Origin of the sequence: Bacillus sp. FSL E2-8868 (assembly GCF_038005505.1) — a bacterium.
In the GTDB taxonomy this organism is placed as follows: Bacteria; Bacillota; Bacilli; order Bacillales; family Bacillaceae_G; genus Bacillus_A; species Bacillus_A mycoides.
The window spans coordinates 1,935,600-1,957,527 of the sequence record NZ_JBBOTI010000001.1 but is presented as its reverse complement, the minus strand read 5'-3'; the positions used below and the strand labels follow the sequence as shown (position 1 = coordinate 1,957,527).

The following is a 21,928-nucleotide window of genomic DNA, read 5'->3' as shown; positions in this document are numbered from 1 at the left end:
TACGGAAAATATCTCAAATTAAAAAACTTACTACATGATTTTTTTCAAGAGTAAGCTTTGTTATCTCATTATCTCGTTATAGGTAAATGTAATATGAATTGTTGTCCAATTGGTCCCATTCTTCTAAACCCTTTATCTTGAAATCCAACTTTCTCATATAACTTTTGTGCCGGAATATTTTTTTCATTTACAGCAAGAATCACTTCATTTTTTACTGGATAATAATATTTTACAAAGTCTTGTAATAACGCCAATGATTTTTTAGCATATCCTTTATTTTGTTTATTGTGATTAACGGAAAAAGAAGTTAAAAGTATGGCATCCTTATTTTCTGTAAACTCTTGTACCCTATCACCTGTTTGTAATATAAATACACCAACAGGTACTCCGTTATAGTCTAAAATAACAACTACATTTTTCGTTCGATCATTTTTCGCTTTCTCCAGTAATTCACCTGGATTCGCCGTAAATTGAACTTGTTCACTTGGTAAAGTAAATGATTGTATTATCTCTTTATATTGCTCCTTATACGGCACTAATTGTATTTCTCCTGTATGTATGTTCATGCTTAACTCTCCCATTCCTTCAAGTTATTAACTTAAACCTTGCTGTGTTTTAGAATGCACTTTTCCATCCAAAAATGTTATTTTAGCAAATGATTTTGGATCGTTTCCTTTCCAAGCAAAAATTTGCTTAATTCGTGTAGAATGTTCTTCCCCTTCTTCTATGAGTAAATCCCCTTCAAAACCGATTAAATCTTTCACTTCTAAATAAGTCATTCCTTCATTAATATTTGAGAAATGATTTATATTAATGGTCTCTTGCTTTTTATTTTCCGTTATAGTAGAAGACATAGCTGTTTTCTTCTTCACTTCTTTCTTCTGGTCACACGCTGTCATACTAAAACCTATGCATAAACTACCTAATATGAGTGCACTTTTTTTAATCATAACGGCTGTCCCTCCCCTCATTATTAAACCATATATTCCCTTGAAAATAAACTGAATATTTAATCTTACAGAAAAACCCCGTACAATTTAGTACGGGGTTTTCACTATTTTTTCAAATGGTTATTTGACTGATCTTCTTGTTCTTTTCGTAGTTCTTGTTCTTCATCTTTTGGTAATTGTTTATCATTATCTTTAATCGGATTCGTTTCTCTATTTTCAATCATATCATTTGGAACTTGCGGCATTACTCGGCCAACAATTGCTGCTAATTCATCAAGTATGCCTTCACCAGTTTTACCTTTTTTAATTTGCTTGCCTATTTGTTTTAGTCTTTCATACGTATCAACATCTGCTACAACGACTGCATTTGCACCGTTCGGGTCATTCTTCAAACTCTCTGCAACAGAATACTTAATTGACTCAACGCGAGTTCGATCAAGTTTCGCTTTCACATCAATACCTACAACAGCATACTTCCCAACTACTACTGCTGTCGCATCGTTTACACCAGGTATACTTGCAGCTAAAGATGCCAGATGATCAGCTGCTTTTTCATTTGGCTTATTTGATTTATTTGTATACGTAACATTTTTCATCGAGACATTTTTTTGTTCTGGCTTTTCATTAGGATTGTCTTTTTTTCCAATGCTACATCCAGTAATAACGAAACAAAGCATTAACATATATATAATGATTTTCATTATTTTCACCACTTTATCATTGATGTTTAATCATAAATTTTCTCAACAGCTTGCATCTTCTTCACTTTTTCTTCTGCACCGCTATTTGCGTTAATGAAAATTTGGTACGTATCTTTCCCTAAAGTACCAATATATTCATAACAAAGTACTTCATTATGCAAGTCATTTACTACTACAGCTTTACGTTCTTCCATAACTTTTACATCGGGGTTAATTTTCTTTCTCGCCTCAGCAGCGGTTAGCTTCGCACTCGGAATCGTTCGTTTTTGATGTGATGCTAAATATTCCTTTGCGGAAAAACCAACAATCGACCCATCATCTAAGGCAATTTTCATTTGGATTGCTTCTGGATAAATACGCACTCCATTTTCATTTACAACGTACGTAAACACACCGATATTATCATATTGAGAACTATCAAACAGCTCCATATTTGTAAACTTGTGATCCTTTAAAAATGTTAATCCTTTACTTCCTGCATCATTTAAACTGATTTTTTGCTCTTTAATTTCTCGGTTGTTCATTACCCAAATTGGATATCCACCTTTTCCGGTAATATCCATATAATACTCATTGTTCGTTGCTGGATCTTGAATTTTCACACTGTAGAATGATTCTTTTGCACCTTTTCCACTTTTCTCAACTTCTACTTTTTCATTCCCTTTTAAGTTTAAAAATGATTTCGCGATTTTTTCCGCTTCCGCTTTCGAAATCGCCTTTCCTTTTGCTTCAAATCCGCCTTTTTTATTCTTTTGTGCACTTGTAAAAGTCGGTCCAAAGTTTGTGGACGAGTATGATGTTACATTCTTTTCTACCGTCTTTAATCCATCGATAATTGTGTTATCTGCTGGATCTTGGTTTGACGCAAGAGCCATTTCTACATCCATCCAGCGAAGGTTATTTTTCAATACAAGATGCTGCACTTTTCTCAGTTCATCTTGTATATTTCCTGCATTTGAATATAAACCTTGTAACGTTTTATATTCTTGATCATTTAACGGATCTTTTTCTAAATCACGAACCGCTGCACGATAACTAAAATCACCGATATTCGCAAGGAACTCTTCCGTTTTATTAAATGGCATTAATGTTAAAGGTAATTGTCCTACATCAGAACGAGCCTCTGATGTTAAACGCCATACATCTACTAAAGCTGGCGATAATGAGGACCGTGAATTCATCGCCAGTGTTGTTCCAATTTTATCGTGTAATAAATCAACTTCATATGCTAAATCATGAAACGCACGCTGATAACTATTTTCCGCTCGAATTAATACTGCATTTTTCTCTTGATGCTCTTTATAGCCCCAATACCCTGTTCCGACTACACCTACTGTTAACAATACGATGATAATACCTCGTAACATGTTTCCACCTCCGCTCTATTTACAGAAAATATGCTTACCAATTTTTTTAATTTGTGGACGAGTCCAAATCCATTTACTTGTCGCAGTATCTGGGTTGAAATAATATAATGCATTCCCAGTTGGGTCCCATCCATTGATCGCATCTAATACGGCTTTTTTCGCATTTTCATTTGGCGTTAAATATATTTGTCCATCTGCTACTGCTGTAAATGCTCTCGGCTCAAAGATTACTCCTGAAACAGTATTTGGAAATGATGCACTTGTGACACGGTTTAAAATAACCGCAGCTACTGCAACTTGTCCTAAATACGGCTCACCACGGGATTCTCCGTATACAGCGTTTGCCATTAACTGAATGTCATTTTGAGAATAACCGTTTGGAACATTTGTCCCTGTACTTTTTGGCGGCTTATTTTCCTGTGTACCTCCACCACTGTTCCCTTTATTAGTTGTAGTATCTTTATTAGCGGTCGACTTATCATACTTCGTTGCCTTTACAAGCATTTGCTTCGTTTTAGCACCCGCTAAACCATCAACTGGCAATCCGAATTTTTGCTGAAAGTTTCGAAGCGCCCAATATGTACCCCATCCGAAAACACCATCAACTTTCCCCGTATAAAATCCGTTATATTTCAAACGAGTTTGCAGTTCAATGACATCTTCTCCAGATGCCCCTCTTTGAATCACTTGATTAGAAAAGGCTTCCACATTTTTGGTCTGTATACTACTTACCATTAAAGATAGCCCGATAAAGACAAGCAAAATCGCTATCTTAAAAACAGCTTTTTGACGCATGTATTTCCCTCCTTAATTACGGAAATGATTTCATGGTTATGTTTTGTAAAACCCTCGCTTTTATGTAAAGAAGACAAAAAAATCCAAACTTATATGCTTGAAGAAATATGTAAACAATATACAAAAAGAATAAAAGGAGCTTATTATGAAGCGATTCTTCTTACGTACAGCATTTATATTTTTTTTAATAACAACATGTTCAAATATACATACCGATCCATCTATTGTTCACGCACAGCCGCCATATGCAAAATGGGGTAAACTAGCCGTTGAAAAAACGAAAGAACAATATCCGAAAGCTGAGATTATCGATTACCTTCATATAGGTAGACAACCAAAAACTGTTCAAATAACAGTTGAAAAGTTTAAATTATGGCTACGTGAGGGTGGAAAAGAGTATGGTGTTTTTGTGGATGTAGAGTTTGATACGAAAACAGAGGAATTTTTAAAGATGTCCTTTCAGAAGACAAGTCGGTAAAACAAAAAAACCTCCGTCTTTACATACAGACAGAGGTTTCTTTATGTACTTCTTCCTTAATAAGGAGGATTATTTTTTATATGCAAAGATCGATTCCCTAACATTTTTACTAATCCGCAAATAGCTCCAATAACAACGGATATCCCTATACTATATAAAAATACTCTCCCATATCCACCTATTCTCGGATCTAAAAACGGATATGGGTACCAATTCACGAATGGCCCGCGTATTAAGCTATAGACAACATATAAAAGCGGGAAAACAAGCCAACTCGCAGCCTGTTTCCATGTAATGGTCTTCGTAGGTGGATTTATAACCCAATCTAAAATCATCGCTAACGGCATGATGTAATGAAACACAGTATTGACCCACGGTATCGGTGTTTGAAGTGACTCTTCTAATCCCCTTAATAACAAAAAATAAATAAGTCCTGTTGTCAGTATGTATACTGTAGCTGCGCCGCGAAGAACTCCAAACTGCTCGGAACGTCCAAATAGGGCTGTCCCCAAGCTACTAAATAGTAGAATTACCGCCACTAAAATATTACTTTCAATTGTGAAGAAACTAAAAAAGTTAACTGGATTGAACGGTTTCACTTGTGCCCTTGTAACAAATTGAGTAATAAGTGCACTAAACGCTAGAAGACTTAATAACAGTCTATAAATCGCTATCATTTTTGCACTTCTCATAAAACACCTCCTGTCTCTTCTTATTTATGATCGGAATTCTCTTTTATATGCTCTATAAATAACTTTAATGGTACGAGGCCACGTTTGGGCATGTGACTACTAATAACAGCTACGAGCTCTAACTGCGGAATGATAATAATGTATTGCCCTCCGTATCCCATAGCAAAATACATACAATACGGTATGTGAAATCTTTCGTTATTTAACACCCACCAGTGATATCCATATGCCCCGACATGTTCATACGTTTCAAATAGAGCTGTACTTGATTGCTCTAACCATTTCGATGATATAATTTCATTTCCCTTCGAATATCCATTCTGCAAACATAATTTTCCTAACTTTAATAAATCTATAGATTTCATTTTCATACCGAATCCCCCGACATATACACCTTGCGGGTCTTGTTGCCATTCATATTCCGTAATGTTTAATGGATCAAATAAATACTTTTTCGCGAACTGCTCCGTCGACATTCCAGTTGATTCTTGAATGATGTAACTAAGTAAGTGAGAAGAACCTGAGTTATAATTCATTTTCATACCCACGTCTTCAATGAACGGCTTTTCTAAAATGAATTGTGCCCAATTGTCTGATTCCACAAAGTCATTCGGGAAAACAACCCCATTGCCGAATTCTTGCCAATCTTCTCCTGTTGTCATTGTTAATAAATGATACAGTGTTAATTCCCTTTTTTTCTCCGGTACATTGGGAATCCATGTTGTGATTGGTGTATGTATATTATTTATAAATCCTTTATCAATTGCGATACCAATTAATATAGATACGATACTTTTTGTAATCGAATTAATTTTAAATAAGTCATTTGCACAGTCTATCGTTTTATAGTACTCAGTCGTTAATTCCCCCTTTTGATAAACAAGAAATGTATTAACCTTTTTCTTTTCAAATTTATTTTGTAATTGCTCGAAATTCAAGAAATCTTCCTCCATCTAAATGGTTATGTAATATTTGTAGTTCATCTCGTTCTCTCTATTAAATCATATTTGTTATTAAAACAAAAAATAAACTTGCCAGCATTTAATAGCTGACAAGTTTATTTTATAATTTCGTTCGAACGTTCCAAAGCTCTGGGAAGAAGCATTGATCAAGCACTCGCTTTAAATAAGATACGCCAGAAGAGCCACCTGTTCCCATTTTATGACCAATAATTCGTTCTACCGTTTTCATATGACGGAAACGCCATTGTTGTAGCCAATCTTCAATATCGATTAATTTCTCTGCAAGCTGATATAAATCCCAATATTTCTGCACGTCCGCATATACTTCTATCCAAGCCGCTTCTACAGTTGCATCCTCTTCGTAAGGCTGCGTAACATCACGATTTAACACATCTTTATGAATTGGAAATCCTTCTTTAACAAGGGCTTGTATCGCCACATCATACAAACTTGGTGCATGAAGTGCTTTATGAAGACGAGCATGTAATTCTGGGTCCTTTTCATAAATCTTTAATGCATGTGGTGTTTTATAACCAAGTGCATATTCAATCATTCGATATTGATACGATTGAAAACCTGAAGCCTGACCAAGTGAATCACGAAACTCAATATATTCTGATGGCGTTAATGTCGCAAGAATATCCCAAGATTGAATAATTTGCGACTGAATTTTTGATACACGTGCTAACATTTTAAAGGCTGGTGGTAATTTATCTTGTTTAATAGATTCAATTGCAGCATTCAATTCATGTAAAATTAGTTTCATCCAAAGCTCACTCGCTTGGTGGATAACGATAAATAACATTTCATCATGATGATCTGATAATCTTTGTTGACTAGATAATAAGCTATCTAGCTGTAAATACTCTCCGTACGTCATATTCTCCTTAAAATCCGTATGAATCCCTTTTTCCATAATTACCTTTTCATTTTCTTTCATATTAGCCAAACGCCCCTTTGTGTTCATTTCTACTTATATTGGTCTAATAACAGCTCGAACTGGACTCCCATCCGCATCTGTTAATGCAAGTGGTAATGCAATAAGTTCATAATCGCCGTCTACTACGTGATCGAGTACGACATTTTCTAAAATGTGAATTCCATGTTTAAATAATTGATGATGTGCTGCAAGTTCTTTATCATCTAAAGGATCAACAGATGGTACGTCCACCCCGATTAAACGAATTCCCTTTTCAGAAAGAAAGGCTGCAATATCTGCGCGTAAATGCGGGATTACATCTGGGAATTCATTTGCTTTACCATGTGAAGATGTACGTAATAACAATCGTTCTACACCTTCTAAATGAAAGTTTTCTAATTCCTTTTTCCCGATGCTTTCAAGATTAGAAACGTCAATGATTCGCGCTGGGCCAACATAAACTTGAATATCTAAATCCAACACCTTCTTACCGTCATTATCAAAATGAAAAGGTGCATCAATATGAGTACCTGTATGGATACTCATCGTTAACTTCCCGACATTTACTGAACCACTGTTTTCTTTTGACCATGAAACTTCATACGAGAACGGTGTATCCCCTGGCCATGTCGCGATATCATTATTTAGCGGTTGTGAAATATCAATCCACTGCGATGTTTTCATGCTTACGCCACAACCTCTCGCTTATTTTCAAAGTTTTTATATTCTTCATTTTTCATAATTTTCTTTAAGATTTGTACAGAGTTCCATACTTCCTCATACGTATTGTATAAAGCAACAGGCGCAAGTCTAACTCCATTTGGAGCTCTAAAGTCTGGAATAACTCCATTTGCTTTTAACGCTTTACAAATACGCGCCGCCTCAGTATGTTCTAAATAAATATGCCCGCCTCGTTTTTCATCCTCTAATGGATTTCCAATTGTAAATTCAAAGCCTTTTAATTCATGTTCAATTAAATCAAGCATATATCTCGTAATATGTAATGATTTTTCACGTAACTTCTCAATACCAGCTTCTTTAAAAATTTCAAGAGAACCGATTAATGGTGCAGTACTTAATACGTGAGGTGTCCCTATTTGATAAGCTCCAGCATGGTCAGCCGCAGTTAATGAATGCTCCATATCAAATTGCTTATCTTTTCTAGAACTAAACCAACCAGATAATCCTGGGAGTCTATTAAAGTGTTTATTATTTACATAAAGGCCCGCAACACCACCAGGACCTGCATTTAAATATTTATAATTACACCATACAGCGAAATCTACATCCCACTCTTTAAAATGATGCGGAATGGAGCCGATTGAATGACATAAATCAAAACCGATATGAATACCACGTTTATGAGCTTCAGCTGTTAATCGCTTCATATCAAGAATTTGTCCACTTCTATATAGTACAGAAGGCAATAATATTAAAGCGATATCATCGGTCATCGCATGAATAATATCATCTTCAGAAAGTGTTCTTCCATCTCGGCTTTTCACTCGTACTAAATGTTCATCTGGATCTAAGCCTTTTAAACGAATTTGACTCTGAAGTGCATAAATATCTGACGGAAAAGTTAATTCATCCGCAAGAATTTTTGTTCGTATTCCTTTCGGCTCATAAAACGTCGCAATAACTTGATGTATATTCGCAGTCGTGGAACCGGTTACAATCGTTTCTTCCGGTAAAGATCCAATAAGAGGTGCTGTCAATTCACCCAATTTCTCCGAAAGGAAAAACCATGGATGCTCACCTTCAGTCCATCCATCAATCCCAAACTCTTTCCATGAATCTAGCAAGGTGAGTAACGATTTCTCTGCTCTTTTTGAAAGCAACCCTAAAGAGTTACCATCTAAATATATTGTTCCTTCTTTTTTATAAAATTCAGATTGAAAATCTTTCAGTTCATCATGTTTATCACATTCAAGCGCATACTCATAAGTTGGTTGAAATGGTTCTTTATACATGGTGTCACCTTCTTTTAATTTTCTTTTTATTCTAACTAATTGAAATATATCACTTAAATTGATATAACGTCAATGATATTATGTCAGTTGACTTTATATACAAACTTCTTTTACAATACAATTATATTTTCAGATATTTCAGTATAAAGAGGTGATTCCTTGAAAAATTCTACTCTTTCAACAAGAAAACACCGCTCCTTAGAAACAAAAAAGAAACTATTACATTCCGGTTATACTATGTTTATAAAAAACGGATTTCAGAAAACTACAATCACGCAAATTATTAAACATGCAGAAACTGGTTATGGAACAGCATATGTATATTTTAAAAACAAAGATGCTCTCCTCGTCGTTTTAATGGAAGATGTTATGAATCGCTTTTATGATATTGCTGATCGCTCTTTTTCCCCTCAAACAAAGGCTGAAGCACGAGATATGATTCAGAATCAAGTACGCGCTTTTTTACAGTTAGCACAAGAAGAAAGAGCTATATTACAAGTTGTTGAAGAAGCAATAAGAACCTCAAAAGAAATACGTCAAAAATGGGATGAGATTCGCGAACGCTTTGTAACACGGATTATACAAGACATTACTCATTCCCAGGAAAATGAATTAGTACGAACTGAGTTAAATAAAGAGATTGTCGCATGCGGCTGGTTCTCTATGAATGAAACGTTTCTTTGGACAATCGTGCAAAATGATAAAGAACTAGAATTAGAAGAAATTGTACATACTTTAACGGTAATGTATACGACGGGGTTATATAAATAGCACATTATAACCTCAATAAACCGTTACTCAATATGCTTAGTAACGGTTTATTTAAAATATTTTATTAACGATACAATAATACAAAAAAGTGATGTAAGTAATAGCAAAAGCCCCATATTCTTATTCTCTTTTTCATCCTTCTTAACGTTGTGTATCCCCATACCGGCAAGCATAAAACCTAAAAGTAATTGTAAAATGAGCATACTTTGCTTCGAATCATCATTCCAACTGTAAATAGAATAGCCCATTATAATAAAAGCGAGTATGAATGTGATAATTCTAATCATAAAAACACCCCCCTGTGTGATTCTATTGTTTTAACCTACTCACCATTCCAACAATAAACTTATACTCAGCTCTACTTTTTCTTACTTTCTTAAAGCCCTCTTTCGTATCAAAAATAAAACACGTTTTCCGAAACCAAATCCGTACATATAAAGACTCAAAATAAATAGGTTTAATAATTCCTCGTTCCTCGAATTCAGTTCCATCTTTATTTTCGGTTTCCGTTCGAATGAACCACCTATTCCCGATTCCAATTTCAATATACTTCACATGCTAACCCCCTTCAGGAAATCTTCTTTCTAATTATTCTATTATTTCCCTGGCAAGCGCACATTCCGACAGAACGTGAGCCCATAAAGAAAAAGTAGATTACAAAAATCTACTTTTATAGCCTAAATTTTTGCATACGTTTATAAAACGTACTGCGTGGCACATCTAATAGTTTTGCAGCTAATGAAACATTTCCGTTCGTCTTTTCTAGCGCTTCAATCATGCTATCACGCTGTATTTTTTCACGGAAATTTAATGTATGCTCCGTTTTATTTTCTGCTTGCAATTCAAGTTGATGTTGATTTCCAATCATTGTTTGTAATAAAAAAGAGATTTGTTTTTCGCATATTTCCCGTCCTTGCGACAAAATGTATATGCGTTCTAATACATTTAATAATTCTCGAATATTTCCGGGCCATGTATGCTGTAAAAATTGATTACAAATACTCTTTGGAAATACAACATTCCAATCCTTTCGTTCACAAAAATGTTGTATGAAGTACGGAATATCCTCTTTTCTTTCTATTAACGACGGAACATATAGCGGATAAACATGTAAACGATAATATAAATCTTGACGGAATTTCCCTTCTTCTACTAATCGTAGTAAATCTTTATGTGTCGCAGTAATAATACGAATATTTACTGGTACCTCTTTTGAACTACCAATTGGGGTTACTGTTCGTTCTTGCAAAACACGCAATAATGCCACTTGCATCTCTGGCGGCACTTCACCAATTTCATCTAAAAATATTGTTCCTCCGTCTGCTTGTTCGAATTTCCCTTTATATCCTTGGCGCCGCGCACCTGTAAATGCACCTTCAGCATAACCGAATAATTCACTTTCCATTAATTCTTTCGGTAATGAACCGCAGTTAACAGCTATAAAAGGACCGTTTTTTCTTGGACTATTTTCATGAATCGCTCTCGCTACATATTCTTTCCCTACACCTGTTTCACCACATACATATACACTAGCGTCAGTTGGTGAAACAAGCTTAATTTCTTCTAAAGTATGTTGAAATACGCTGCTTGTCCCAATAACTCCAGGGAAAGTAATTCCGTTTATAAACGGATAAGGAGAAAATAAATTTTCTTGTTTATTTTCCTTTAAGTAAATACATTTCCCAATCATTCTATCATTACTATATACCGGTACCTCTAATTTAGGTTTCAATCCATTGTGCATTAAATCTTCAAGTTTCATTCGTGACCAATTACATACTCGTTCACGAACCCTCTTGCTCGCAGAAACGATAACATCACGATGGTTACAAATAACAACTTGTTCATCACTGTCAATTACATCTAAAAAACGATGGATTAAATGCAGTTCATTTTGATGTACTCGAATACTACATTCACGTTCAATCGCATGCGCGATCGAAGTTACCATTCCGAGCATATATGGATGTGAAAACTCAATTGGACAGGAGAAATCTAGAACACCAATTAATTTCCCATCATCATTATGAATCGGGGAGGCCGCACAGCTCCAGCTATGAGATGCGACAGAATAATGCTCTGTACCACTTATCATAATAGCCTCTTCAATCTGTAACGCTGTTCCTATCGCATTTGTACCAACAGCTGCTTCCGTCCATTTCACACCTTCAATAAAATTAATATGTTTAGCTCGTTTCAACGTTTGCTGATTTCCACTTAATGATAGAACATAACCATCTGGATCAATTAATAATGCCATCATTTGCAGTTCATCAATGGTTTTTCTCATATTTTGTATTTGAGGTATTGCTATATCAAGGAAGATTTCACTCTTTTTCTTTTGATCCTGAAAAATATCAGAAGACAAAATTTTCTGACCTTTATTCATATGAGGATTCACATTTGCTTGTTTACATCGATGCCATGACTCTGAAATTCTTTCGTTTATACGGTTCGAATCAAGGACTCCTTCATCAACAAACTTTTTCCATGTATGTAAGTAAAACGGTGAAGCTAACATTGTATCATCTCCCCTATTAATTGTTTTGGAGATTTATAAAACATACTTTTATTATAAAACTGAATAAAAGCGTTTTCAATACAACTAGAAAGATGACACAAATATGTTAATAATTTGAATATCTTAATGAACTTCTTTATTCTTTTTTAGTAGAACTATATTTTGTATAATGGACGCAAAGAAAATACATAACCAAAACCACTTTTGTGGATTTCCGTTTATAAAGAAAACTATCACCGCTATTGCAAATAAAATGGTGGATGCTAAACTAAAATATAATTTTGTTTTAATTCCCATTATTCCCCACCCCTCTATCACTTTACAGTACATACTAACTCTTCATTTTTTAACTCTAATATGTACTCCTGTAAAACATATTCTTTCCCGCCATGTTTTTCATACCAATCGTGTATTCTTTTAACATGTATCTTGTCGCTTCTAATTTTTGATTCAATTTCTTTATACTGTTCATAACTATCATATTCCCAAATTGCAAATACTTCAGTCGTACCATCATTATTATCTTTCATCCAGCGCCCTATTAAACGAGAACCATATTTTATTTGATTAGGTAAATTAGTATCATTGAAATGATCATTAAATATTTCTATGAATTCATTTTTTACTACATAGTATTTCCTTCTGTAAAACATACTTCTTCACCTCTTTTATGAAAAGTATCAGTAAACCTTCCCATTACTACCGTATTATAATACTTACCATCCGACAGTTTTTTATCATTTTTTAGAATACCTTCTACCTCCAAACCTAATTTTTTATAAAGTTGGATGGCTTTTTCATTTGTCTCTAACACTTGCAATGATATCTTTTTCACTTCATTTTCATCAGCCCACTGAATAGATTGTTGCAATAGACTCTTACCCATTCCATATCCCCAAAACTCTCTTAAAATACAAACACCAAACTCTACTTTATGAGATAATCTCTTCAAATTTGATCCTTCACATCTCGAAAATCCTACGATTCGATTGTGCACTTCTACAACTAAAAAAAGATTCTTCATCTCTTCACTATCTGTTTTTACTATTTTTTGAAACCCTATCTTATCAATAAACCCCTCTCCAGCTTCTCTATCCATATTTTCAGTTTCGCCATCGATCTGAACTCTAATTTCTGATAACTGCTCAGCATCCGTTTGAACTGCAGAACGAACTGCATAAGTTAATCCATTTATATGAAACTCTTGTCCTTTTATAATCATTTCAAACTCCCTTTTAATTGAGGTCTATTGACGCTATTACAATTTCTTTACCTTGTTTCTCAAATTGTTGAATCGTTTCTTTACTAGCCCCTTTATCTGTTATTATAAGGTCAATTTCTATTAGTGACTCTCCTTTTATAAAGCAGTCTATTCCAAGTTTATTATGAGGAGCTAAACAAATATTTCTTCTAGCAATTTTACTTACTGTTTTTCCAAAATAAGCAACTTCCGGTGTCGCAGTACTTATACCATTCAATGAAATACCGCCACCTGTAGAGAAATAAAGATCAATAGAGAATCTACCTATCAATTCAGAGGCCAGTGTATCTGTCATATTTCCTGATGGTTTCACTTTTCCACCAATTAAGTACGTATCAATGTTCTTATATTCCCGTAACTTACTAGCAATTTCTAAAGCATTCGTAATAACTGTAAATGATGTTTCAGGTAAATACTTTAACATGGCATAATGAATGGAAGCCCCGCCAATAAAAACGGAATCTCCTTCTTGTATGTAGGATACAGCAACTTTCGCCATCGCATCTTCATCTATTGAACTATCACGATAACGTTTCGATGGTTCGGCAGCTAAGTTTCTCACTCGCGTAAGTTCAACTGCACCTCCGTGCGTTCTTTTTAATAAACCATCCTTCTCCATAATAGACAAATCTCTTCTTATAGAATCAATAGACATATCAAAACTTTCCGCAAGATCCTTTGCGATTACTCTTCCATCTCTCTTAAGTAACTCTAAAATTTTCTCTCTACGCTCTTCAGTGAACATGTTATCACCACCATTATTGAAGATTCAGAAATTTAATCTTTATTTTAATTATATGCATGCTTTTTCTGTATTACAATATTTTCAATTCTTATTTATTCAGCTTTATACAGTTTTTCTCCCTCTTTCTATCCCATTAACTTGAAAACGAAATAAATGTATATTTGCATATTCCACAAACATACTTCCATTTCCCTTCCTACTGATGTAAAATTATTCCTATATTTTACTTTTTAATACAGAAAGGGATTACTATGAAATCTATAATTAAAGTAACTTGTACAGCATTATTATTTACAGGAATAATGGCAGGATGTAGTGGAAATACTGCACCAAAACAAGAAAAGAGCGCTTTTGAAAAGAATGCAATGCACTATGGGGAAATATTTAAAAACGAATACTATAGAGCAACTGTTGAAAATGCAAAATTCGATAAAATAGACAAAGAGTGGCGTCTCACAGCTCGCGTTACTATAAATAATGCTCGTGCTGACGGACAAACGATAGATCTTTCAGAAATAAAATATTTCATAAAAGATGAAAAAACGGGTGAAAAATACGAAGGTGAATTTATACAAAATGAAAATGCTAAAAAGGTTCCATCTGAGTTTTCTTTAACTACCGACATTGTATTTAATATGAAAACTTCTCCAAAAGATTTAAATAATATGTATTTATACATAGATAGCAAAACTGCGCCGTTAACAGATACATATTGGAAACTTGATAATTTAGCATCTAAATAAAAAACAGTCATATAAGACTGTTTTTTTTGTTTGTAAAGTTATAAAGTTTACTAGTTACCTTTCTCAAACAATATATCTTTTGCACAAATCGTCACTTCTTCAAATGGGCAATCAAATAAAACACCCAATTCGAAACCTTCATTAGTAAGATCTATTTCATGATATAACCACCAAGCACCTTCAAAATTTTCCAGAATAGAACATTTCGTTACGCCTGTAAAAGTTACTTCCAGTTTGTCAAATTCACTGAAAGTACCACTGCAATCTAAAGTAATAATTAGCGTATCTTTTGATCTTCTCTCTACTGTTTTGACTACACTGTCATGTAGTGAGTATTCATGTAGTTGAACGACATTCTGCGTGAGCTTTTCTTTTATAGCATTATAATTATCTATATAAGCTTGTTCTAAATCATTCATTCTTTTCTCATAATCTTCTGTCCAATCAAGCGTAAGTTTCTTTAACTTTTCTGATGGGTATTCTGACTTAATTGTATTGTCATAAATGTATGGATGTAGTGACTTAGGTAGAAACTTTAATAAATCTTCTTTCTTTTCTTCCACGTCTTCTCTCAAACTTTTCTTATAATTCATTCCTACCTTTTCGCTCTCTCGCAAAATCTCTTCCCATTCTTCTAATGTTTCTGAGAAAATTAAAAATCCAGATACTTGCATTTCTTTATACCAATCTTTATTGAAATACTTCAATGGCTTTCCTCCTAAAACATTTCAACATCCAACAAAAGCAATATATCTATTTATTATATCATTCCAATAGCTATTTTTTCTAAAGAATAAATGCAAAAATGTAAATATTCCGCCTATTATTTCTAAAACTTCAGAATATTTACAAAAATATGAAATTAGAATACATTTTACATGTACAAGTTTTACCTGTACAAAAATCTAAACAAAAAGGGATGGTTATATGTTGAAGAAATTAGTAGCAGGGGCATTAGTAGCAGGTTTTGCATTAACTGGAGGATTAGGAGTAGTAAGTGCTGCAGAAAAAGATAATACAATTAAATCATTTGATTATTTAAAAGTTGATGAAAAGAATGTTAATTCATTCACAAAATTAAGCGATCAATCAAAAAAAGACATCCAAATTACTATGGTACTACCTAAGCAAAATGAAAATGGAGATTGGTTAGCTTATGGCTTTACTAGCAGAGAAACATTGAATGCTTTTATTGAAAAGGATAAAAAGGCACTTAAAAATCAAATTAACCCTTTAGGTAGTGGTGCTGGTAGTACCGATTTTTATGAGCATCAAAATAAAGGTGGACAGTATATTTATTGGAGCAGTGGTTTTAAAAACCTACCTTCTAGCTGGAACGACAGAATTTCTTCTGTAAGTACAGCTTCACCTTCTGCAAGTTATTCAACAACACTATGGGAACATTCTTCAACTCAAGGATATGGAAAAGGTGTCTCCTTTAGACACTCTGATTGGTATGGTCAAACTGCTAATTTAGCTGCAGATTGGAACGATATAACTTCAGCTATTGAAATTAAATAGTAACAGCGCATTTCAATTAAATAAGTGAAGAAGTTTCAAAATCACTATACTCTCATCGATTAAAAAAACATGAGAGTATAGTGATTTTTCTAGTATCTTTTTATACATATTGCTACTTAAATATTATTTACTAAAAAGACCAGTCCTATTAGACTGGTCTTTTTACCTTCAAGCATGTACAGCATGTCCTACTGCCTGCAATAATGCTTCATGGATTGCTTCAGATAAAGTTGGATGTGCTGCAATATAATCTCTCATTATATCAGCGGTTACTTCTGTATGAATCATCACCGTTCCTTGTCCGATTAGTTCGGTTGCACGAGGACCGATAATAGAAATCCCTACAATTTCTTGATATTTAGGTTCCACAATAACTTTTACTTTCCCCGTTTGTTCTCCAATAATAAGCGCTTTTCCGTTCGCTGTAAATGCGAATTCTCCGATGAGGATGTCACCGTATTGCTCTCTTGCTCCTTTTTCTGTTAAACCGACACTAGCAATTTCTGGAGCTGTATAAATACAGCGAGGTACAGCATGATAGTTTACTTTCACATCTTCTCCGCTCGCGTGTAATGCCGCTGTCGTTCCTTCATGGAAGGCAACGTGAGCAAGCTGTATTCCACCAATCACATCACCCGCTGCATAAATATGTGATCTGTTTGTTTGCATATGTTCATTCACAGAAATTCCTTTATTTGAAAATTGAATGCCTGCTTTTTCTAAAGCTAATTCTTGTACACGTGGTTTTCGACCTACAGAAACGAGAATGAATTCCGGGTTGGCTTCTTGGATACTTCCTTCATATTCAAATGAAGCCTGCTTCTTATAATTATTTAATCCTTTTAAAGCCGCTCCTGTAAATATTTTTACGCCATCATTTTCTAGTTTCTCCCTTAAAATTTGTGCGATATCTTCATCTTCACCAGGTAATAATTGCGATGCCATTTCAACAATCGTAACTTTTGTTCCAAGACGACTATAAATGCTTGCAAACTCGCAACCTATTACACCACCACCAACGATTAATAATGATTTTGGTATATTTTCTAGGGACATTGCATGACTACTATTTAAAATCCACTTCCCATCAAATGGAGCAAAAGGTAATTCAGTTGGTTCTGATCCTGCCGCTATAATGAACTGTTCTCCATGTACTACATCTTCTTTATCACCGTGTGTAACTCGCATACGGTGATCCGTTTCAAATTTCGCTTTACCTTGTATAACTTTTATTTTATTTTTCTTCATTAAATATTGGATTCCTTGGACGAGCTGCGTTACGATTTGTGATTTTCTCGTCTGTATTTGTTTCCAATCAATTGATATATTCTGCTTATCTACTAATACTCCAAAACGATTCGCATGATTAACAATATCGTATACTTCCGCACTTTCTAACAATGATTTCGTAGGCATACAACCGACATTTAAACAAGTCCCGCCAAGATCAGCTTCATCAATAAGAGTGACATCTTTTCCATTTTGAGCCGCGGTAATTGCCGCTACATAACCAGCAGGTCCGCCCCCAATAACAACTAAATTACTCATTTTCTCACCTTCTCTTTATAAAAGAATTGTTACAGGTTCTTCTAAATAACGTTTAATTGTGCGTAAAAATGCAGCTGCTGGTGCACCGTCTAGTACACGATGATCGAATGTTAAACTTAAAGGTAACATACTTCCTTTTCTTAATTTTTTCCCTTTATATACAGGAACATGTTCAATTGCACCTACACCTAAAATACCAGTTTCAGGTGTATTTAATACTGGCGTAAAATATTCAATACCGAAGCTACCTAAATTACTAATTGTAAATGTTGTCCCTTGCATATCATCACTACTTAAACTGCCTGCTCGTGCCTTTTGTGCCACATTTTTAATCTCTTTAGATAACTCTACTAAAGATAGATTATTAGCAAAGCGAATAGCTGGAACGACTAATCCTTTTTCTAACGCGACCGCCATACCTAAATGAACATGTTCAAATTGATGAATGGCATCATTTATATACGCGCTGTTCATTTCTTTATGCTCTCTAAGCGCTAATACAACAGCACGAGAAACGAAATCAGTAATAGTTAGTTTGTTATCGTATCGTTTTTGTACAACTTCCGCTATTTCTTTATGTAAAGCAACTAAATCTGTAACATTTACTTTCATCGTTAATGTTAATTGCGCACTATTTTGTAGGCTTGCATGCATACGGTTCGCAATTGCTTTTCGCATACCAGTAATAGGAATGACTTTACTTTCTTCTTGTTCAAGTACTTCTGGAATTGCTACTCTTTCTTCAAGCGCCTTTAATACATCTATCTTTGTAATTCTTCCGCCAGGTCCTGTACCAATTAATGATCTAATATCGAGATTTTCAGTTTTTGCAATTTTCTTTGCTACTGGAGATATTTTAACTCTTTGCTTCGTCACATCTATCGCATATGGTTCTGGATGTTGTACCTTTTTAGGTTCTGGATTAGATGCTTTTTCTTCTACAACATGTATGTTTTCATGAACTTCTACTTTTTCGTTCGGTTTACCGATGTAGCAAATTACAGTACCCGGCGGCACTCCCTCATCTTCACTTACAGCTATATCAAGAACAGTTCCATCAGCTGGTGCTTCTATTTCAGTTTCGATTTTTTCCGAGTTAATACTAGCAATTAGTTCACCTTTTTCTACATTATCACCTGCTTTAATATTCCAGCTCGTAATAATACCTTCTTTCATCGCCATACCTAACTTCGGCATTACAACTTCTACAGCCATGTTTCTCTCTCCCTTCTCATCGTTTTATTACACACGTAATAAAGATTGGTCTCCGATCATTTCTGATACAGTTTCAATTACTTTCTCCGGCGTTGGTAAATATAACTTTTCAAGTGGTGGCGAAAACGGAACTGGTGTATGTGGTGCTGTAATTCGTTTAATAGGTGCATCTAACAAATCGAATCCTTTATCCGCTACAATTGCCGCAATATCTGTTGCGATACTACATCTTGGATTTGCTTCGTCAATAACAATTAGGCGATTCGTTTTTTCAACAGATGCTAAAATCGTATCTTCATCAAGTGGTGATAAAGAACGCGGATCGATTACTTCTACTTCAAGTCCTTTTTTCGCTAATTGCTCAGCAGCAGCGAGCGCTGTATGAACTTGTTTTCCAATTGCAACGATTGTTACATCAGAACCTTCACGTTTAATATCTGCTTTTCCTAAAGGAATTGTATAGTACCCTTCTGGTACTTCGCCTTTCATATTGTAAAGTGTTTTATCTTCAAAGAAGATTACTGGGTCGTCATCTTCAATTGCCGCTAATAATAAGCCTTTTGCGTCATAAGGAGTGGAAGGAACGACAACTTTTATACCTGGAATGCTCGTAAATAACGCATATAAACTTTGTGAATGCTGTGCCGCTGCGCTAAATCCAGCACCGTGCATCGTACGTACTGTAACTGGCACTTTCGCTTTTCCACCGAACATATAGCGGAACTTTGCACCTTGGTTTAATACTTGATCAAGACAACTACCGATAAAATCATTAAACATTAATTCAGCTATCGGGCGTAAACCTGTTGCAGCAGCTGCCATCGCCGCTCCCATATAACCCGCTTCTGAAATTGGAGTATCTAAAATACGATTTCGACCAAATTCTTGTACAAGTCCTTTCGTAACACCGAGTACACCGCCCCATGCTTCATCATCTTGCAAGTGATCCAATTGTGCACCGCCTGCAACATCTTCTCCGATTAAAATTACATTTTCATCACGACGCATTGATATTTTCATCGCTTCATTAATTGCAGTTGACATACTTACTGTTCTAGTCATTATTTTTCACCCTCCTCTTATTTGTAAGAAACGTATACATCTTTTAATAATTCTTCATCCTCTGGATATGGACTGTTTTCACTAAATTCAATTGATTTTTGTACTGCTTCATCTACTGCCTTTTCCATATCCACAAGTTCGGATTCCGTTAATAAAGCTTCATGAATTAAATGCTTGCGGAAATGCACAATCGCATCTTTTTCATTTAAATGTTCTTCTTTTTCTTCCGCTGTTTTATACGTTTGTGCTTCTCCTTCAAAATGACCGTAATTACGATATGTCATGCATTCAATTAAAGTTGGGCCACCGCCATTACGTGCACGCTCAACAGCCTCTTCCGCCGCTTTATATACTGCTAATAGATCTTTTCCATCTACTTGAACACCCGGAATGTTATATGCTTTTGCACGATCAGCAATAGAGTTACAACTAGAAGCATATTCAAATGTTGTTGCTTCACCGTAACCGTTATTTTCTGCGATAAAAATAACTGGTAACTTCCAAATCGCTGCTAAATTAACCCCTTCATGGAATGTTCCTTCATTATTTGCTCCGTCACCGAAGAAGCAAACACTTACATCTTTCGTTTCTTTATATTTAGCTGTTAATGCCGAACCACAAGCAAGTGGAAAACCTCCGCCTACAATCCCATTTGCACCAAGCATTCCTTTATCTAAATCGGCAATATGCATTGAACCACCTTTACCTTTACATAACCCTGTCGCTTTCCCAAAAAGTTCGGCCATCATGCCATTTAAATCACAACCTTTTGCGATACAATGGCCGTGACCTCTATGCGTACTTGTAATACTGTCACTATCTGTTAAGTGGGCACATACACCAACTGCTACTGCTTCTTCACCAGCGTATAAATGAACGAAACCTGGCAGAACGCCTTGCGCGAACAATTCATGCACCTTGTCTTCAAACTTACGAATTTCTAACATTTTTTCATACATCCAACGAGCTTGTTCTTTCGTAATTTCATTCCCTTTACTTTCAGTTGTTTTTAACATGTCCAGCCCTCCTATTTTCTTGTTCATCTTTTATATTGCAAGTACTGTGCCAAATTCTAATCCCTGATTTAATAGGTTTTCTCTTTTCTTTCATAATAAAAAAGTGGACAAAATGAGACATCTGTCTCGTTTTGTCCACTTTTGTTCACCTAATTTGAGAATTATTATCTTATTCATTATCAAAACTCTTCTGTAATTTCCGGATGTAAATAATTTGACCAATGTGATACGCGTTATGAGTCGTTACATTAGCTAATATTTCCCACCACTTCGCAGATACAGGAAATCCAATTACATCACTTTCAACCTTGTCTTCATTTATGAGACTTTGCCATTGTAACAGTTTCTCTAATAGTTTTTCTCTTAACTCTTCAAATGTTTGATTATCTGATAGCATAAAACTTTTGTTATTATCACCAATAGCGGGCACAGCATTAACATTTGATTCTTTGTACCTAGTTTGCCACGTCGTATTCCAATACAGTAAATGTTGTACAATTTCAGCTATACTATTACACTCTTCATTCGGTTTCCAGAAAGCTTCTCTCTCAGATAAATCCTTAACTGCATCTGAAAATGGAATATACCAACTGGGATCATTCGCATTTGCTAATAACTGATCTGCTAATACGTCTTTAACATGGAACACTTTGCTTCCCCCCATTAAAAAGATTCATTTCAAGACAAT

26 protein-coding genes are annotated in these 21,928 nt (G+C 34.8%); 4 read left to right on the top strand and 22 right to left on the bottom strand.

Going from position 1 to position 21,928, the window contains the following annotated elements; genetic code table 11:
- Nucleotides 1–68: 68 nt before the first annotated feature.
- From NSS74_RS10300 to sleB, 5 genes are all read right to left on the bottom strand, one after another.
- Nucleotides 69–566, bottom strand: a complete 498-nt coding sequence (locus NSS74_RS10300; protein WP_033709200.1) for a GNAT family N-acetyltransferase — start codon at nt 564–566, stop codon at nt 69–71.
- 27 nt (nt 567–593) lie between these two features.
- Entirely contained in the window at nt 594–950 is a 357-nt protein-coding gene (locus NSS74_RS10295; RefSeq protein ID WP_002085167.1) for a hypothetical protein, read from the bottom strand.
- Between the two features lie 104 nt (nt 951–1,054).
- Nucleotides 1,055–1,651, bottom strand: coding sequence for a YhcN/YlaJ family sporulation lipoprotein (locus tag NSS74_RS10290; protein ID WP_002085166.1), 597 nt, complete (start codon nt 1,649–1,651; stop codon nt 1,055–1,057).
- A 26-nt stretch (nt 1,652–1,677) separates the two neighbouring features.
- On the bottom strand, nt 1,678–3,018 hold the full coding sequence (gene ypeB / locus NSS74_RS10285) for a germination protein YpeB (RefSeq protein WP_002142029.1): 1,341 nt from the start codon (nt 3,016–3,018) through the stop codon (nt 1,678–1,680).
- A 15-nt stretch (nt 3,019–3,033) separates the two neighbouring features.
- Nucleotides 3,034–3,813 (bottom strand): spore cortex-lytic enzyme, encoded by a 780-nt coding sequence (gene sleB, locus NSS74_RS10280; protein WP_002013086.1) that lies wholly within the window; start codon nt 3,811–3,813, stop codon nt 3,034–3,036.
- Nucleotides 3,814–3,958: 145 nt separating this feature from the next.
- On the opposite strand from sleB, the gene NSS74_RS10275 reads away from it, so the two are divergent.
- Nucleotides 3,959–4,291, top strand: a complete 333-nt coding sequence (locus NSS74_RS10275; RefSeq protein WP_060751411.1) for a DUF3889 domain-containing protein — start codon at nt 3,959–3,961, stop codon at nt 4,289–4,291.
- Nucleotides 4,292–4,347: 56 nt separating this feature from the next.
- Here the strand turns inward: NSS74_RS10275 and NSS74_RS10270 are convergent, their stop codons facing one another.
- The 5 genes from NSS74_RS10270 to kynU all read right to left on the bottom strand — a co-directional run bounded on the left by NSS74_RS10270 (nt 4,348) and on the right by kynU (nt 8,837).
- Nucleotides 4,348–4,983: a Pr6Pr family membrane protein gene (locus tag NSS74_RS10270; protein ID WP_002142034.1), complete on the bottom strand. Its 636-nt coding sequence runs from the start codon at nt 4,981–4,983 to the stop codon at nt 4,348–4,350.
- Nucleotides 4,984–5,003: 20 nt separating this feature from the next.
- The gene (locus NSS74_RS10265; protein WP_340813502.1) at nt 5,004–5,921 is read right to left on the bottom strand and encodes a serine hydrolase domain-containing protein; all 918 of its coding nucleotides are present in this window, start codon (nt 5,919–5,921) and stop codon (nt 5,004–5,006) included.
- Nucleotides 5,922–6,045: 124 nt separating this feature from the next.
- Nucleotides 6,046–6,885 carry a tryptophan 2,3-dioxygenase gene (gene kynA / locus NSS74_RS10260; RefSeq protein ID WP_000661975.1) on the bottom strand — a complete coding sequence of 280 codons (840 nt, stop codon included), beginning with the start codon at nt 6,883–6,885 and terminating at the stop codon, nt 6,046–6,048.
- 33 nt (nt 6,886–6,918) lie between these two features.
- Entirely contained in the window at nt 6,919–7,548 is a 630-nt protein-coding gene (gene kynB / locus NSS74_RS10255) for an arylformamidase (RefSeq protein ID WP_002065849.1), read from the bottom strand.
- Between the two features lie 2 nt (nt 7,549–7,550).
- Nucleotides 7,551–8,837, bottom strand: a complete 1,287-nt coding sequence (gene kynU, locus NSS74_RS10250; RefSeq protein WP_340813500.1) for a kynureninase — start codon at nt 8,835–8,837, stop codon at nt 7,551–7,553.
- Between the two features lie 159 nt (nt 8,838–8,996).
- Between kynU and NSS74_RS10245 the strand changes: the two genes are divergently transcribed.
- A complete protein-coding gene (locus tag NSS74_RS10245) occupies nt 8,997–9,608 on the top strand; it encodes a TetR/AcrR family transcriptional regulator (RefSeq protein ID WP_002136674.1) in 612 nt (203 codons plus the stop codon).
- A 47-nt stretch (nt 9,609–9,655) separates the two neighbouring features.
- Here the strand turns inward: NSS74_RS10245 and NSS74_RS10240 are convergent, their stop codons facing one another.
- The 6 genes from NSS74_RS10240 to NSS74_RS10215 all read right to left on the bottom strand — a co-directional run bounded on the left by NSS74_RS10240 (nt 9,656) and on the right by NSS74_RS10215 (nt 14,135).
- Nucleotides 9,656–9,895, bottom strand: coding sequence for a DUF3953 domain-containing protein (locus NSS74_RS10240; protein ID WP_002165667.1), 240 nt, complete (start codon nt 9,893–9,895; stop codon nt 9,656–9,658).
- A gap of 22 nt (nt 9,896–9,917) precedes the next feature.
- On the bottom strand, nt 9,918–10,163 hold the full coding sequence (locus tag NSS74_RS10235) for a DUF3977 family protein (protein ID WP_000873838.1): 246 nt from the start codon (nt 10,161–10,163) through the stop codon (nt 9,918–9,920).
- Nucleotides 10,164–10,278: 115 nt separating this feature from the next.
- Complete coding sequence (locus tag NSS74_RS10230) at nt 10,279–12,129, bottom strand: sigma-54-dependent Fis family transcriptional regulator (RefSeq protein WP_340813498.1); 1,851 nt, start codon at nt 12,127–12,129, stop codon at nt 10,279–10,281.
- Nucleotides 12,130–12,443: 314 nt separating this feature from the next.
- Nucleotides 12,444–12,782: an NIPSNAP family protein gene (locus NSS74_RS10225; protein ID WP_002127705.1), complete on the bottom strand. Its 339-nt coding sequence runs from the start codon at nt 12,780–12,782 to the stop codon at nt 12,444–12,446.
- Nucleotides 12,755–13,351: a GNAT family N-acetyltransferase gene (locus NSS74_RS10220; RefSeq protein ID WP_340813496.1), complete on the bottom strand. Its 597-nt coding sequence runs from the start codon at nt 13,349–13,351 to the stop codon at nt 12,755–12,757. Before NSS74_RS10220 ends, NSS74_RS10225 begins: the two co-directional genes overlap by 28 nt.
- 13 nt (nt 13,352–13,364) lie before the next feature.
- Nucleotides 13,365–14,135 carry a DeoR/GlpR family DNA-binding transcription regulator gene (locus NSS74_RS10215; protein WP_340813493.1) on the bottom strand — a complete coding sequence of 257 codons (771 nt, stop codon included), beginning with the start codon at nt 14,133–14,135 and terminating at the stop codon, nt 13,365–13,367.
- 251 nt (nt 14,136–14,386) lie between these two features.
- Between NSS74_RS10215 and NSS74_RS10210 the strand changes: the two genes are divergently transcribed.
- Nucleotides 14,387–14,878: a hypothetical protein gene (locus NSS74_RS10210; protein ID WP_088033627.1), complete on the top strand. Its 492-nt coding sequence runs from the start codon at nt 14,387–14,389 to the stop codon at nt 14,876–14,878.
- Nucleotides 14,879–14,928: 50 nt separating this feature from the next.
- Here NSS74_RS10210 and NSS74_RS10205 read toward each other — a convergent pair whose 3' ends face one another.
- A complete protein-coding gene (locus NSS74_RS10205) occupies nt 14,929–15,585 on the bottom strand; it encodes a DUF4085 family protein (RefSeq protein WP_340813491.1) in 657 nt (218 codons plus the stop codon).
- Between the two features lie 220 nt (nt 15,586–15,805).
- On the opposite strand from NSS74_RS10205, the gene NSS74_RS10200 reads away from it, so the two are divergent.
- On the top strand, nt 15,806–16,399 hold the full coding sequence (locus NSS74_RS10200) for a hypothetical protein (RefSeq protein ID WP_000914428.1): 594 nt from the start codon (nt 15,806–15,808) through the stop codon (nt 16,397–16,399).
- A 168-nt stretch (nt 16,400–16,567) separates the two neighbouring features.
- Here the strand turns inward: NSS74_RS10200 and lpdA are convergent, their stop codons facing one another.
- The 5 genes from lpdA to NSS74_RS10175 form a co-directional block, all read right to left on the bottom strand.
- Nucleotides 16,568–17,947 (bottom strand): dihydrolipoyl dehydrogenase, encoded by a 1,380-nt coding sequence (gene lpdA / locus NSS74_RS10195; RefSeq protein ID WP_016101291.1) that lies wholly within the window; start codon nt 17,945–17,947, stop codon nt 16,568–16,570.
- A gap of 15 nt (nt 17,948–17,962) precedes the next feature.
- Nucleotides 17,963–19,162 (bottom strand): dihydrolipoamide acetyltransferase family protein, encoded by a 1,200-nt coding sequence (locus NSS74_RS10190; protein ID WP_340813488.1) that lies wholly within the window; start codon nt 19,160–19,162, stop codon nt 17,963–17,965.
- Nucleotides 19,163–19,189: 27 nt separating this feature from the next.
- Nucleotides 19,190–20,224, bottom strand: coding sequence for an acetoin:2,6-dichlorophenolindophenol oxidoreductase subunit beta (acoB, locus tag NSS74_RS10185; protein WP_340813486.1), 1,035 nt, complete (start codon nt 20,222–20,224; stop codon nt 19,190–19,192).
- 17 nt (nt 20,225–20,241) lie between these two features.
- Nucleotides 20,242–21,240, bottom strand: a complete 999-nt coding sequence (gene acoA / locus NSS74_RS10180) for an acetoin:2,6-dichlorophenolindophenol oxidoreductase subunit alpha (RefSeq protein WP_215600467.1) — start codon at nt 21,238–21,240, stop codon at nt 20,242–20,244.
- Between the two features lie 169 nt (nt 21,241–21,409).
- On the bottom strand, nt 21,410–21,889 hold the full coding sequence (locus tag NSS74_RS10175; RefSeq protein WP_215600468.1) for a DinB family protein: 480 nt from the start codon (nt 21,887–21,889) through the stop codon (nt 21,410–21,412).
- Between the last annotated feature and the right edge of the window lie 39 nt (nt 21,890–21,928).

Excerpts from the sequence above, each read along its gene's own strand:
- NSS74_RS10300 (WP_033709200.1), bottom strand. The coding sequence starts at position 566 with ATGAACATACATACAGGAGAAATACAATTAGTGCCGTATAAGGAGCAA.
- NSS74_RS10295 (WP_002085167.1), bottom strand. The coding sequence starts at position 950 with ATGATTAAAAAAAGTGCACTCATATTAGGTAGTTTATGCATAGGTTTT.
- NSS74_RS10290 (WP_002085166.1), bottom strand. The coding sequence starts at position 1,651 with ATGAAAATCATTATATATATGTTAATGCTTTGTTTCGTTATTACTGGA.
- ypeB (WP_002142029.1), bottom strand. The coding sequence starts at position 3,018 with ATGTTACGAGGTATTATCATCGTATTGTTAACAGTAGGTGTAGTCGGA.
- sleB (WP_002013086.1), bottom strand. The coding sequence starts at position 3,813 with ATGCGTCAAAAAGCTGTTTTTAAGATAGCGATTTTGCTTGTCTTTATC.
- NSS74_RS10275 (WP_060751411.1), top strand. The coding sequence starts at position 3,959 with ATGAAGCGATTCTTCTTACGTACAGCATTTATATTTTTTTTAATAACA.
- NSS74_RS10270 (WP_002142034.1), bottom strand. The coding sequence starts at position 4,983 with ATGAGAAGTGCAAAAATGATAGCGATTTATAGACTGTTATTAAGTCTT.
- kynA (WP_000661975.1), bottom strand. The coding sequence starts at position 6,885 with ATGAAAGAAAATGAAAAGGTAATTATGGAAAAAGGGATTCATACGGAT.
- kynB (WP_002065849.1), bottom strand. The coding sequence starts at position 7,548 with ATGAAAACATCGCAGTGGATTGATATTTCACAACCGCTAAATAATGAT.
- kynU (WP_340813500.1), bottom strand. The coding sequence starts at position 8,837 with ATGTATAAAGAACCATTTCAACCAACTTATGAGTATGCGCTTGAATGT.
- NSS74_RS10240 (WP_002165667.1), bottom strand. The coding sequence starts at position 9,895 with ATGATTAGAATTATCACATTCATACTCGCTTTTATTATAATGGGCTAT.
- NSS74_RS10230 (WP_340813498.1), bottom strand. The coding sequence starts at position 12,129 with ATGTTAGCTTCACCGTTTTACTTACATACATGGAAAAAGTTTGTTGAT.
- NSS74_RS10225 (WP_002127705.1), bottom strand. The coding sequence starts at position 12,782 with ATGTTTTACAGAAGGAAATACTATGTAGTAAAAAATGAATTCATAGAA.
- NSS74_RS10220 (WP_340813496.1), bottom strand. The coding sequence starts at position 13,351 with ATGATTATAAAAGGACAAGAGTTTCATATAAATGGATTAACTTATGCA.
- NSS74_RS10215 (WP_340813493.1), bottom strand. The coding sequence starts at position 14,135 with ATGTTCACTGAAGAGCGTAGAGAGAAAATTTTAGAGTTACTTAAGAGA.
- NSS74_RS10210 (WP_088033627.1), top strand. The coding sequence starts at position 14,387 with ATGAAATCTATAATTAAAGTAACTTGTACAGCATTATTATTTACAGGA.
- NSS74_RS10200 (WP_000914428.1), top strand. The coding sequence starts at position 15,806 with ATGTTGAAGAAATTAGTAGCAGGGGCATTAGTAGCAGGTTTTGCATTA.
- lpdA (WP_016101291.1), bottom strand. The coding sequence starts at position 17,947 with ATGAGTAATTTAGTTGTTATTGGGGGCGGACCTGCTGGTTATGTAGCG.
- NSS74_RS10190 (WP_340813488.1), bottom strand. The coding sequence starts at position 19,162 with ATGGCTGTAGAAGTTGTAATGCCGAAGTTAGGTATGGCGATGAAAGAA.
- acoB (WP_340813486.1), bottom strand. The coding sequence starts at position 20,224 with ATGACTAGAACAGTAAGTATGTCAACTGCAATTAATGAAGCGATGAAA.
- acoA (WP_215600467.1), bottom strand. The coding sequence starts at position 21,240 with ATGTTAAAAACAACTGAAAGTAAAGGGAATGAAATTACGAAAGAACAA.